Annotated in this window: 12 protein-coding genes; 3 read left to right on the top strand and 9 right to left on the bottom strand. The window is 37.3% G+C overall.

All coding sequences use genetic code 11. The features are described 5' to 3' along the window. Nucleotides 1-77 precede the first annotated feature (77 nt). From N0B48_RS11845 to N0B48_RS22915, 3 genes are all read left to right on the top strand, one after another. Complete coding sequence (locus tag N0B48_RS11845; protein WP_072922467.1) at nt 78-374, top strand: MGMT family protein; 297 nt, start codon at nt 78-80, stop codon at nt 372-374. 407 nt (nt 375-781) lie between these two features. Next, entirely contained in the window at nt 782-1,576 is a 795-nt protein-coding gene (locus tag N0B48_RS11850) for an alpha/beta hydrolase (protein ID WP_259838999.1), read from the top strand. Nucleotides 1,577-1,640: 64 nt separating this feature from the next. Next, entirely contained in the window at nt 1,641-3,137 is a 1,497-nt protein-coding gene (locus tag N0B48_RS22915) for a T9SS type A sorting domain-containing protein (RefSeq protein WP_259839000.1), read from the top strand. A gap of 113 nt (nt 3,138-3,250) precedes the next feature. Here N0B48_RS22915 and N0B48_RS11860 read toward each other — a convergent pair whose 3' ends face one another. The 9 genes from N0B48_RS11860 to N0B48_RS11900 all read right to left on the bottom strand — a co-directional run bounded on the left by N0B48_RS11860 (nt 3,251) and on the right by N0B48_RS11900 (nt 12,209). Continuing rightward, complete coding sequence (locus tag N0B48_RS11860) at nt 3,251-3,631, bottom strand: helix-turn-helix transcriptional regulator (protein WP_259839001.1); 381 nt, start codon at nt 3,629-3,631, stop codon at nt 3,251-3,253. A 156-nt stretch (nt 3,632-3,787) separates the two neighbouring features. After that, nucleotides 3,788-4,573 (bottom strand): hypothetical protein, encoded by a 786-nt coding sequence (locus N0B48_RS11865; protein WP_259839002.1) that lies wholly within the window; start codon nt 4,571-4,573, stop codon nt 3,788-3,790. A gap of 9 nt (nt 4,574-4,582) precedes the next feature. Beyond that, nucleotides 4,583-4,939, bottom strand: coding sequence for a hypothetical protein (locus N0B48_RS11870; RefSeq protein WP_259839003.1), 357 nt, complete (start codon nt 4,937-4,939; stop codon nt 4,583-4,585). 2 nt (nt 4,940-4,941) lie between these two features. After that, entirely contained in the window at nt 4,942-5,493 is a 552-nt protein-coding gene (locus N0B48_RS11875) for a LemA family protein (RefSeq protein ID WP_259839004.1), read from the bottom strand. Between the two features lie 13 nt (nt 5,494-5,506). Beyond that, on the bottom strand, nt 5,507-6,592 hold the full coding sequence (locus N0B48_RS11880; protein ID WP_259839005.1) for an E3 ubiquitin ligase family protein: 1,086 nt from the start codon (nt 6,590-6,592) through the stop codon (nt 5,507-5,509). 206 nt (nt 6,593-6,798) lie between these two features. Next, entirely contained in the window at nt 6,799-8,691 is a 1,893-nt protein-coding gene (gene htpG / locus N0B48_RS11885) for a molecular chaperone HtpG (RefSeq protein ID WP_259839006.1), read from the bottom strand. A 248-nt stretch (nt 8,692-8,939) separates the two neighbouring features. Then, nucleotides 8,940-9,947 carry a recombinase RecA gene (gene recA, locus N0B48_RS11890; RefSeq protein ID WP_259839007.1) on the bottom strand — a complete coding sequence of 336 codons (1,008 nt, stop codon included), beginning with the start codon at nt 9,945-9,947 and terminating at the stop codon, nt 8,940-8,942. A 203-nt stretch (nt 9,948-10,150) separates the two neighbouring features. Beyond that, the gene (locus tag N0B48_RS11895; RefSeq protein ID WP_259839009.1) at nt 10,151-11,338 is read right to left on the bottom strand and encodes an oxygenase MpaB family protein; all 1,188 of its coding nucleotides are present in this window, start codon (nt 11,336-11,338) and stop codon (nt 10,151-10,153) included. Between the two features lie 97 nt (nt 11,339-11,435). Then, nucleotides 11,436-12,209 carry a response regulator transcription factor gene (locus N0B48_RS11900; RefSeq protein WP_259839011.1) on the bottom strand — a complete coding sequence of 258 codons (774 nt, stop codon included), beginning with the start codon at nt 12,207-12,209 and terminating at the stop codon, nt 11,436-11,438. Between the last annotated feature and the right edge of the window lie 19 nt (nt 12,210-12,228).

A 12,228-nucleotide genomic window follows, 5' to 3' on the forward strand; every position in this document is an offset into this window, starting at 1 on the left:
TATCTTTGGGCTTCAATAACTTCCCTCTTCGAGCTTCTGACTTCCTTAACTAATAATAAAAAACAGATCACTTGGCTATGGACGAAATTTTCAAACAACAGATTTACGAGATCACAAGACTTATTCCGAAAGGAAGAGTTTCCTCTTATGGGGCCATCGCTAAAGCGGTAGGGTATCCCAATCATTCCCGCCATGTAGGAAAAGCGATGGGAGGATGTCCTGAAGATGTTCCGGCGCACCGGGTCATATCCAGTTCAGGCGTGTTATCTGTTCCTGAGTTTCAGAAAAGACTCGAAGCGGAAGGAATTACTGTAGAAAATTTGAGGATAAAAGATTTCAAAAAATTGTTCTGGAACCCGCTTGAGGAGATTTAGTCTTAACTTGATTTCAGGATAAGACATTTGTTTTTATAATGATTTAAGAATGTTTAAAGTATAAATCTTAGCATTTCATAACGTTTCGGGATGCGAGTTTCTTTTCGGTGCCTCAATCTTAATTTTATTACCTCAGGGTAGTCTAATATTCAATAGGAATGGGCTTTAGCCCATTCAACAAAAAAGAAGAAAGCAATTTGGCTTTAGCCAAAACCTGAAAAACAATATCATTTAAAACTCATAACTAGTTTCGTAACTTTGGTGCCTAAATCTTAATTTTCTTATCTCGAACTCAGGTAGTCTTAACAATTTTACCGTTCAGATAAAGATATTTACAGATCAGTCACCTATTTTTTTTAACGGTTGGTAATTGCGGTACTTTTGGTTCATAAATAAAACGAAAACTTATGAAACCAATTTCAATCTTCTCATTACTATTCCTTTTTATCGCTGTATTTTCAAAAGCTCAATCGGATGAAAAATTCTATCAGCCCAGTAAAACGATGAAGCCCTTTGAATTTAAAACACTTGAACAGATTAATTTGCCGGTTGATCAAGATACAATCACCGCTTTTATTGCAAAACCAGACGCAAAAAATATCAGGAAGACGATTTTCTATTTTCATGGCTCAGGAGGAAATGTAACGACCTATCAGTTTATGACCAAACCTTTGGTAGAGGCAGGATATCAGGTCGTGATGATTGATTTCAGAGGATATGGACTCTCTACAGGAAAACCATCGCATAAGAATATAGCAGAAGACGGACAGAAATTCTTTGATGAACTGATGAAAAGACCTGATATCAAAAATACCAAAGTCTATATCTACGGAGCTTCTTTGGGAACTCAGATCGCAGCTCACCTTGCTAAAGATAATGTTTCAAAAATCTCTGGTCTTATCCTAGACTGTCCGATGTCCTCTTTCACCGACATAGCCGCTCATTTTAACCCTCAATACAAAGATTTTATCCTGCAGTCGATGGTTTCTCCATATGCTGCTAAAGAAGATGTAAAAGCCTTAGGAAAGCTTCCTGTGCTTGTCATTCATGGAGGGGAAGATAAAACCATTCCTTACGAACAGGGGAAATTGGTTTTCGATAATGCTTCTGAACCTAAAGTATTCATCAAATCAAAAGGAGATCATCTGCAGGGATTGGTGAATAACAAAGAAGAGATTCTGAAGGCAATCGATAAACTATAAAAAAAGCGAAGATTTGCATTCATAAGATATCTGATTAACTTTGCGTGAAAATTAAAAAAGAACCGTGAAAAAAATTCTACTACTCTTATTCATTGTAAGTTATTACCTATCCTTGGCTCAAACAGCTCCTCTGATGGAGTGGCAAAAAGTAATCATGACCGGATTGCATGATCGTATCAACGATATTGTACAAACTTCTGACGGGGGATATATTTCGCTGGCACAAACAAATACAGTACCCGGGTCTTCTTTCAAGTGTGCCATCAGTAAGATTGATGCTAACGGAAATCCGGTGTGGAATAAAACGATTGGTGGATCCGGAAAAGATTTTGGTAAAAAAATTATAAAACTCGCTGATGGAAATTTTATTTTAATTGGCACTACAAGCTCTACAGACGGTGATATGTCCGGACATTACTCCAGCGAAAAGATGTGGGTTTTTAAAATGGATAGCTTGGGGAATTTCATTTGGAAAAAGTTTTACAATGGAGAAGGAATTAATGATATTCTACCTGTCCCGGACGGATATATTTTACTCGGAAATGTATTAAACGCCGGCTTTTTAGATATTAGAATTACCAAAATTACAGGGGATGGAAATTTAGTTTGGACTAAAACTTATGGCGGAAATGCAGATGATATGGGAGTGAAAATAGATTTTACGCCTGATAGCAATTACATGGTTTTTGCCCAGACAAGATCTAATAATGGGACAGTTACCAATAATCACGGGGAGCAGGATGCCTGGGTTATACAATTGGATACTTCAGGAAACCTGTTGTCTCAGAAGACGTATGGTGGCTCCAGCTGGGAATATGCAACAGATTTTTTTAAGGATGTAGACGGATATGTATTTTGGGGACAGGCAAGCTCATTGGATGGAGATTTGACTGGTGTTGCAGTAGATGATGATAGTGATTACTGGATTTTTAAAACTGATTTCGCAGGTAATATTCTATGGCAAAAAAAGATTGGAAGTGATTATGCTGAATATTATAATTGGGGTAAAATTATAAAATCTACGGACAACAATTACATAGCAATGGGGCTCGTCTGGAATGGTTATAAAACGGTATATGGAAGTGGTCATCATGGAGCTTCTGATATTTGGTTGATGAAATTTGATACATCAGGAAATATCTTGTGGAAGAAATGTTGGGGAGGATCTACTTATGATTATGCACTAAATTTCATACAAAATAGCGATGGAAGCATAGTGATTGCAGGAAGTACAAATTCTCAGAACGGAGATCTGGTAGGGTCAGGGAAAAATACAGGTGGTGAAGATACATGGATTTTTAAATTGTACCCGGAAACTTTTTTATCAACAAATGAGACTAAAGAAAGCCCCATGAATATCTTCCCAAATCCAACATCTGATTTTGTTCATATAGAAACAAATAAGAAGATAGAAAATATAAATATTTTTACGCTAGCCGGACAGTTTGTAAAAAGTTCGAAAGAGAAAAGAGTAGATATTTCATCGCTTACCAAAGGAGTTTATGTTTTTAAAGTGCAAACTTCAGAGGGAACAAAAACGTATAAAATTATCAAAGAATAATTATTGTCTTTCGCAAAAAGCAATAAGCTTTCACAAAATAAAATGCCCTGAATACTCAACAGTATTCAGGGCATTTATATTTTAAATAATGGACAGACTTTAAAACTGCAGCCTTATTTCCTTCCTTTCGGAGTTCTTAATTCTTCTTTCAATCTTTCATTTTCCTCTTTCAACATGGTAATGTAACCCTGAAGATTCTCAATAATAGAACCAGGTATGTTATTAAACTGCTGATTGATGTTTCCTCCTGAAGCACTTCCATTAAAGATGGGATGATCATTGTTGATAACCACCTTAGCTTCTTCATCCTCATAAATATCTTCTACGGTAACATCCAGAAAACGGGCAATTTTGTCCCATTCATCTTTTACAATTCTTACGTCTCCGCTTTCTTTTCTGCTGTAGTTGGATACATCAGTCGCGATAATATCAGCTATCTGCTGCTGGGTATAGCCTTTTTGTTTTCTGATGACGCGTAATTTTTCTTTTTGCATATCCGACATTTTATACAAAAATGGAAAAAAAGCACAATGTGTACAATAGAAAACAGAAAAAATGTGCAATAAGATTTGTTGCCCTGATCATGCGACATTCACAGAATATTGATATCAGTAGCTAAATTTGAATTTTTATTTGGATTACAGTAAAAATTATTTACGAATTTGGTTTTTAAAGTTGGAAAATCTACTGGTTTTTTTGACTTTCTTTTCTTTGGTAAAAAGCACTTTTAAGTATCCGAAGAAAGCAGGAATGAGGAGCGTGACAAATAGACTGCAAATTCCTAATGCCCAAATTGGCATGTCATTTCTTCTCCCCTGGAAATATTCCCAGATTACCCAGGATAGTATCCCGATAAAAAATAGCACGGCTGCAGGAAAAACCAGGTACATCACAAAACCAATCCCTATCCGGAAAATAATAGAATAGTCCTTTCCCAAGGAATATAATAAGATCCATGCCATAGCCAAACCGAGCAAAAACAGGAAAAGAGAAATAATAGAGATGGGGAGTAGCTGCGTTCCGAAACTTAAGTTGGTCACACTTTGGTCTCCGTCCTCATAACCCACCGTTATTGTTTTTCCTATTTCTACGGGATGACTGCTTCCATAGTTTAAAGGTTTTTTAATCAATTGATTGTTGTCATCTCTGAATTCTACCACCGCTTTTTTAGTTTCGTCACCATAAGATTGTGTGGAATCATATTCAACAACCTTAGCCTCATATTTTGGAGACGAGAAAAAGGAGATTACCGGGTAAGAAATAAAGGTTACCAAGCCAAAAAATAAACTGGAAACAGCAAAAACTACAAGACCCGGATAAATAAAAGAGGCCAGAGAAATGGATGTACTACCTTGTTTTGATCTCTTCCTTCCGTAATTCATGAGCAGAATGAAGGATGTAAAAATTAAAGGCGCAAATAAAATAAATTTTCCCATGGTTCTGTTTTAATTTTTTTGAGCGTTTTTCAATTTTGACGCTTCTTTGAGGAAATTAACGGTCTCCTCTGTATTGAATAATGTGAAACCAGTCACACAGACCAGAATCGCGAGATAAATCAATGTCAGTTTTAGTTTTTCAAAGCCAATAAAAGCTGAGAAGAAAATAAAAGGGATAAACACAATTACGGACAGTCCGAAAGTCAGAATGATGAATCTGAGAATTTTTTTCACAAAGAAAATTTTCTTAAAAATACTGTACAGCATCAATAATCCGATCGTAAGAACCGGAAAACCAATAGCAAGACTTCCGAAAAATTTCTCAGAATTGATGAAACTGCCGAGGGTGCCTAAATCTATTTCCATTATTAAAGTGTTATGGTATTATTTTGTTTTTCGGTATCTGAAAACTGAAGCATTTCCTTTTTCCGGTAATTCATCATTTTAGCAAAAATAAAATCCGGGAAAACTGCAATGCCGGTGTTGTACAAATTGATAGAATCGTTGAAATATTCTCTTCGGTCAGCAATGATATCTTCCAGTTCACTTAATCTTTTCTGAAGCTCAAGAAATGACTGGCTGGCTTTTATTTCAGGATAATTTTCCACGGTAACTAGAAATGATTTCAGTTTTCCGTCGATATTGTAAGCAATTTTCATTTTCTGATCATTTTCTTTGGTGTTAAGATATTGGGATCGAAGGGCTACAAGTTCCTTCAGAATCGTATTCTCGTTCAGAGCGGTTGCTTTTACCGTTCTTACAAGATTGGGAACTTCATCTGCCCGCTGTTTCAGCACCACATCAATGTTGGCAAAAGCTTTTTGAGAATTGTTTTCCAGCATTACCAGTCGGTTATAAGTGCTGATTAAGAAAGTAATCAGACCTACAGCAACAATAATGATAAGTAAAAGCGAAATCATGGTTTAGTGGTTATTAACGGTTAAAAATACTTTCAAAAGGATTGGACTTCATGACCTCTTTCCAGTTTCTCTGTTCAATCATGATCTTAGTCCCATTAATTGTAATGGGTGTAAAAAGAATAATGGCGGCAAATACAGCGATGCAACCCAATGCAGTCATTGCCCTGAGTTTTAAAGGTCTCCATTTGTTGGAAAAATTCACTATATCCAAAGGAGCAATTCCAAATACTTTTTTACCTTCATCAAAACGGAGAATAGAGTTGGCCCCTTCATAAAAAGCCTGTCCGATTAAAAGGAAATCAGTCTTTTCATCGAGAATATATTCTTGATACCGTTTTCCACCACCTTCCCGCGAATTTGTGGGTGAAAAATTAATCCATTGAAGTTGTGCAGGAACGATTTCTATTTTTCCGGTTTCATCTTCAATATAAAAGTTTTTGAGATCTGTTTTTCTTGAAATCTCGTGATAGGAAGTAGAAGTTCTGCCGTCATCATCTCTGGAGGTGTGAATTTCATCAACCGTATAAATATACCCTACACATTGGGTATCCGTATCCGGAGAAATGACCGGCTGAATAGCTTTTGCCTTCCCCGAAATTTCCGCAAGACCCATCGCTACACTTTTTATAGTGGAAGTAGGAAGTGTTCTTTGATAAAAGTAAAATCTGTTTTTATTATTCGGCAGCATGGAGCTTAGGATGATCACAAAAAAGATGAGGAAGAAAGAATAGATGCCTAAGTAGAAAAAAGCAAGATATCCTAAAAGAGCCAGCAATCCACCACCAATAATTTTCCAGACCGGGGTTTTATTTTTTCGCTGTTCTTTAAAGGAATCAACGGTAGATTCAATACCGTTTTTGATCATCCCGATAATAGCCATGGCAAAAACAGAAAGAAACAACGCAATGAAAACAATTCCCGATTCTTTTCGGAAAAGCAGAAAAGCAATTCCTAAAATAACAGGATCGATGACAAACATAATCCAGCCTGGTTTTAAGTTGACATTAAAAATTCCAGATAAAATAAAGGTATGAAACAGGGCAATCCCTAAACTGAACAGGAGGAGAAAAGGAAGTATTTCAGAGGTTATTTCGAACATCGATTACGTTTTGAACAAATGTAATGATATTCAGGATAATAAAGAATCTGTAGGATAATTTAAACTAAACTCAGGTAATATGAAGGGGCTGGAAGCTGGAAGAGGGAGGCTGGAAGATATCCTTTTCAAGGTTTTAAACTTTGACAAAGATAATTAATATAAAAAAAGGCCGTTGTCACGGTTGTGATACGGCCTTCTTTATCATATTATTTTTCCAGTTGCTTGTAGCTTCTCTGGATGAAATCTGTCAGGTCTTTTCCTTTCAGTAGATTCTGTGAAAGTTTTGCAAGATCAAGAGCGTATTTGATCAGCGTTTCTTTTTCCTCAGGACTTTCTGTTTTTAAAATCTGGTTGGAAAGTTCACTGTTTGAGTTCACCACAAGATTGTACATCTCAGGGAAACCTCCCATTCCAAACATTCCGCCGCCGCCTGAAGCTTGCATTTCCTTCATTCTTCTCATAAATTCAGGCTGTGTGATGGTAAACGGAGCATCATTGCTGTCAAGATCTTCAAGCTGTACCGTGAATTTAGCATCTTTTACGGCTTCTTCGACATTCTTCTTTAATGATTCTTTTTCAGTTTCATTTAATTTAGAAATGACAGGCTCGTCCTTTTTGATCAGGTTGTTGATGTGATCTGCATCCACTCTTGCAAATGAGATCTTCTCTTTTGAAGTTTCCAACTTCTGGATCACGTGAGAGATCACAGGAGAGTCTAGTAACAGTACATCATAACCTTTATCATTCGCTGCCTGAATATAGCTGTGCTGCTCGTCTGCGTTGGTTGCATAAAGAATGACTGTGTTGCCGTCTTTATCCGTATGAGCTGGCTGGATTTTTTCAATCAGTTCATTCCAAAGGAAGTATTTTCCGTCAGTGGTAGGATATAGCGTGAATTTATCTGCTTTTTCCGCGAATTTTTCTTCGGTGATAATTCCGTACTCGATGACGATTTTAATGTCGTTCCATTTTTGCTCATAATCTTCACGGTTTTCATTGATCAGAGAAGACATTTTATCCGCCACTTTCTTAGTAATGTAAGATGAAATTTTCTTTACTGCACCATCAGCCTGAAGGTAAGAACGGGAAACGTTCAATGGAATATCCGGAGAATCAATCACTCCTCTCAGAAGCATTAAGAAATCAGGAACGATACCTTTTACTTCGTCCGTAACAAATACCTGGTTCTGATACAATTGAATTTTATCCTTATCAATATTTAAATTGTTGCTCAGTTTCGGAAAAAATAAAACTCCGGTAAGGTTGAAAGGATAGTCAACATTCAGGTGAATATTAAATAAAGGCTCTTCAAACTGCATGGGATACAATTCGTGGTAGAACTTCATATAATCTTCGTTGGTAAGCTCGCTTGGTGCGATGGTCCAGGCCGGTGCCGGATTGTTGATGATGTTGTCAACTTCTTCAGTTTCTGCTACAGCATCTTCAGGAGCGTCTTCCGGTAATGGAAGCGTATGTGTTTTTGTTCCGAATTTGATTGGAACAGGCATGAACTTATTATATTTTGAAAGCAGTTCACGGATTTTTGCTTCTTCTAAAAATTCTGTAGAATCTTCAGCGATGTGAAGAATAATCTCCGTTCCTCTGTCGGTTTTATCAGTGGTTTCTTCAAGGGTGAATTCCGGGCTTCCGTCGCAGATCCATCTTACAGCAGATCCGTCTTTATAAGATTTTGTAAGAATTTCTACTTTCTCTGCCACCATAAATGCAGAATAGAAACCAAGGCCGAAATGGCCGATGATTCCAGAGTCTTTTGCGGAATCTTTATATTTTTCAAGGAATTCTTCAGCTCCAGAAAAAGCCACCTGATTGATGTATTTCTCAACCTCTTCAGATGTCATCCCGATTCCCTGATCGATAATGCGTAACGTTTTCTGCTCTTTATCGATCTTAACTTCAATCTTCGGGTTTCCATATTCCACTTTAGCCTCACCAATGCTCGTTAAATGCTTTAATTTCAAAGTAGCATCAGTTGCATTGGAAATTAGTTCTCTCAGGAATATTTCGTGGTCACTGTAAAGAAATTTTTTAATAAGCGGGAAAATGTTTTCCACAGATACATTAATATTTCCTTTAGTCATAATAATTTTTGTTTTAATTTCTTTTGAACGCTCAAAAAAAATACCGATTTGAATAAAGTGACAGAATGACAGAAGGGGTGGGTGATTTAAAAGATTAAATGCACCTTATTAAAATTCAATAGGAGCGGGCTTTAGCCCGCTTACAAAATATGCATAAAACCATATTGGCTTTAGCCAAAACCTAAATGAAACATCACAAAAAAAGACAGCTCAAAAAGCTGTCTTAATTTATAATATTGAAAAAAAAATTATTTTACTTTATTTTTCAATTCTTCTTTGATTTTATTTTCCAATTCATCAGCAAGCTCAGGGTTGTCCTTTAACACATCTTTTACTGCGTCACGACCCTGACCTAGTTTAGTTTCTTCATAACTGAACCAAGAACCGCTTTTCTTTACAATTCCTAGTTCTACAGCCTGATCCAGGATTTCTCCTGTTTTAGAAACTCCTTCACCGTACATAATGTCAAATTCAGCTTGTTTGAAAGGTGGAGCTACTTTGTTTTTTACAATTTTCACTTTCACACGGCTTCCTACTGCTTCATCTCCGTTTTTAATCGGGGCACTTGCTTTTCTGATATCTACTCTTACAGAAGCGTAGAATTTCAAGGCGTTACCACCAGTAGTCGTTTCAGGGTTTCCGAACATAACACCGATCTTTTCTCTCAACTGGTTGATGAAAATTACGGTACATTTTGTTCTTGAAATCGTAGCGGTTAATTTTCTCAATGCCTGAGACATTAATCTTGCGTGAAGACCCATTTTGGAATCTCCCATTTCTCCTTCAATTTCTGCTTTTGGAGTAAGCGCTGCTACCGAGTCAATAACTACGATATCAATAGCTCCCGAACGGATCAGGTTGTCAGCAATTTCCAATGCCTGCTCCCCGTTGTCCGGCTGAGAAATGATTAAGTTTTCAAGATCGATTCCCAGCTTTCCTGCATAACCTCTGTCGAAAGCGTGCTCTGCATCAATGAATGCTGCAATTCCACCTGCTTTTTGAGCTTCTGCAATAGCGTGAAGGGTTAAAGTTGTTTTACCGGAAGATTCTGGTCCGTAGATTTCGATAATTCTTCCTCTTGGATATCCACCTACTCCAAGAGCGATGTCTAATCCTAAAGATCCGGAAGGAATCACTTCGATGGTCGTATCAATAGTACTGTCACCTAATGTCATTACAGTTCCTTTTCCGTATGTTTTATCTAGCTTGTCAAGCACCAATGCAAGTGCTTTTTTCTTATCTTCTATGTTGCTCATCTCTATTAAAATAATTTTTCAAAAGTACATAATTTAAACATCAAAAACTAATATTATTTAGAGTGAAAACCTGTTTTTAGAGTTAAAAAATAATAAAATATAGAGACTGATATCATTCATTACGAACGGGATGCGGCGTTTTATGATTCAAAACATAAAAAAATAATTTTTGCCTTTTGATGCATCGGCTGTTCAGCGCTTTTCTAGTGGAAATTTGAATTTTTTGTAATGCTCAGATAGTCTTCCAGTACCTTCATCTGGTCTTTGTTCCCTTTTTTTATTCTGGCGTCTCTGCTTACTACATGATCATAAATTTTGTTGATCATAATTTTGGTTTTCGGGAACAGATTTCTGTTTGGAACATCCGGAATCTGCAGTCTTTTGCATACCTCATCATCCAAAAGAAACCACGTGCAGCAGATATGAAGATATCTCAAATTCTTCCTTTGAAATTTAAATTTTAAAATTGGATTTTCCAATGATTCATTAAGTAAAGAATGAGCCAGCAGAATAGAATCTTTGTCTGACGGCGGTTGTACAGAAGTCCATAGATAGAAATATTCCGTTGCCTGTTTTTTACCGTCTGGAAGAAGCTCTTCAGGAATGCCCAATAAATATCCTACATATTTCCAAAGGTGAAAAATTCCTTTCTCTTCTTCTTCCGTAAAAGTATTCCCCAGTTTCTGAAGACTATGGAGAAAAACAAGACTGAAACCGATATACGTTGCCATCATATCCCATGAATTGATCGGCTCACCCCAATTTTCAGTGTCCCATTGGCGATAATGTTTCTTGATGGAAAGTCTGGCGTAAGAATGAATCAGGCGGGTCTTTATGGCAAATTCATACCCTTTTTTATGAAGTTCAAGTGCATCATAGCGGGTGGCATTGACCCAGAAATCCAGGGTTTCGGAAAGACGTTTTACAGCTCCTTTTTTCAAGGCTTCTGTGGCAGTAAGAGGTTTGTTGAGGTACGCGTAATCATAACCTCCCATCAGACAGTAATCCCTTAACGAGATCAGCGAGTCTATATTGCCGCGCATGCAAAGCTCTGCACCGCTTTTCAGCAGGCTGTAGTCGAGCCATTCAGGAATATGATGAGTCTGTGCGAAAAGATTTTTTACGCTTTCGGGAACATCGTCTGTGTCAGAAACACCGTTTCGTATATAACCTTCAATTTCTCTGGAGGCTTCGTGGAATTTTTTAGTAAAATAAACGTCTTTCACCACCTCATCACCGATTTCATCCACATGATAAAAATGGGCAGCAAATCTGTCGAAGTTCTTAAAACTTACTTCCGCTCCGGAAAAATCAATAAGCTGTTTTCCATTGCCTTTTTCCCAAAAATCTTTGAAGTGGTGAGTATCTTTAAAACGGGGCTGGGGAGTCATTCTTTCCATTGTATATAAAAATACAAGTTTTGAACCGAAATACCCTGGTGAGATTTATCAGTCTTTCAGCCGTTATGATATGGAAAAGTAAAAATTATCAGATAAGCCCTCTCTCAAAGGCCTTTTTCACGAGCTCCTTGCAGTTTCTGGAATCTGTTTTTCTTAAAATATTTTTTCGGTGTGTGCGTACCGTATGTTCGGACAGGATTAATGCCTGGGCTATTTCAGGTCCGGAATATCCTTTGGTGATAAGGCCAAGGATCTCCATTTCCCTTTTGGTTAAATGCTCTGAAAACTGCTGCGGCTTGGAAAAAGAATCCAGTTTTACCTGGTGAAAATCATTTCTTGGACCTATCCCGGAAATAAGAACGGTATATGGATTTTCTTTAGTGATGTGATGAATATTGGTATGGATATTTATAGCCTGCACCGGAATGCCGGTTTCATCCTCCATCGTGATAACGGACTGATGATGGAACAGTTCATAATTTCCTTCTGCCGTTTTCATTCTGAAACAGTAGCTGCACTTGATGTAAAGCTGGTGCTCCAGGCCGATCTCTGTTATTTTATCAATAAGGGTCTGCTCGGCTTTCATGACAAATTCAATGTCATCAGGGTGAGTAAGATCGATGACTTCTTTTAAATTTTCAGGATATTCCGGAAGACCGTGAAGCCTGAGAATATTTTCATGATGATGGGAAAGCGTACTGTTGGTGAGATTCAGGGCATAATAATAAAACTCACCGATGGCAAACATCTCGCCAATGATTCGTTCCACGGGAGGTTTATTCAGGATCTCTCTGTCTTTTCTGATTCCGGGATACGTATTCCAGACTTCAATGAGAGGGTGCTTTTTTTCTGAATTCTCCATGAATAAATAGTTTTACGCT

The sequence above is a fragment of the Chryseobacterium herbae genome (assembly GCF_025154075.1).
Classification (GTDB): Bacteria; Bacteroidota; Bacteroidia; order Flavobacteriales; family Weeksellaceae; genus Chryseobacterium; species Chryseobacterium herbae.

Excerpts from the sequence above, each read along its gene's own strand:
- N0B48_RS11865 (WP_259839002.1), bottom strand. The coding sequence starts at position 4,573 with ATGGGAAAATTTATTTTATTTGCGCCTTTAATTTTTACATCCTTCATT.
- N0B48_RS11860 (WP_259839001.1), bottom strand. The coding sequence starts at position 3,631 with ATGCAAAAAGAAAAATTACGCGTCATCAGAAAACAAAAAGGCTATACC.
- recA (WP_259839007.1), bottom strand. The coding sequence starts at position 9,947 with ATGAGCAACATAGAAGATAAGAAAAAAGCACTTGCATTGGTGCTTGAC.
- N0B48_RS11895 (WP_259839009.1), bottom strand. The coding sequence starts at position 11,338 with ATGACTCCCCAGCCCCGTTTTAAAGATACTCACCACTTCAAAGATTTT.
- N0B48_RS11845 (WP_072922467.1), top strand. The coding sequence starts at position 78 with ATGGACGAAATTTTCAAACAACAGATTTACGAGATCACAAGACTTATT.
- htpG (WP_259839006.1), bottom strand. The coding sequence starts at position 8,691 with ATGACTAAAGGAAATATTAATGTATCTGTGGAAAACATTTTCCCGCTT.
- N0B48_RS11900 (WP_259839011.1), bottom strand. The coding sequence starts at position 12,209 with ATGGAGAATTCAGAAAAAAAGCACCCTCTCATTGAAGTCTGGAATACG.
- N0B48_RS11880 (WP_259839005.1), bottom strand. The coding sequence starts at position 6,592 with ATGTTCGAAATAACCTCTGAAATACTTCCTTTTCTCCTCCTGTTCAGT.
- N0B48_RS11850 (WP_259838999.1), top strand. The coding sequence starts at position 782 with ATGAAACCAATTTCAATCTTCTCATTACTATTCCTTTTTATCGCTGTA.
- N0B48_RS11875 (WP_259839004.1), bottom strand. The coding sequence starts at position 5,493 with ATGATTTCGCTTTTACTTATCATTATTGTTGCTGTAGGTCTGATTACT.
- N0B48_RS11870 (WP_259839003.1), bottom strand. The coding sequence starts at position 4,939 with ATGGAAATAGATTTAGGCACCCTCGGCAGTTTCATCAATTCTGAGAAA.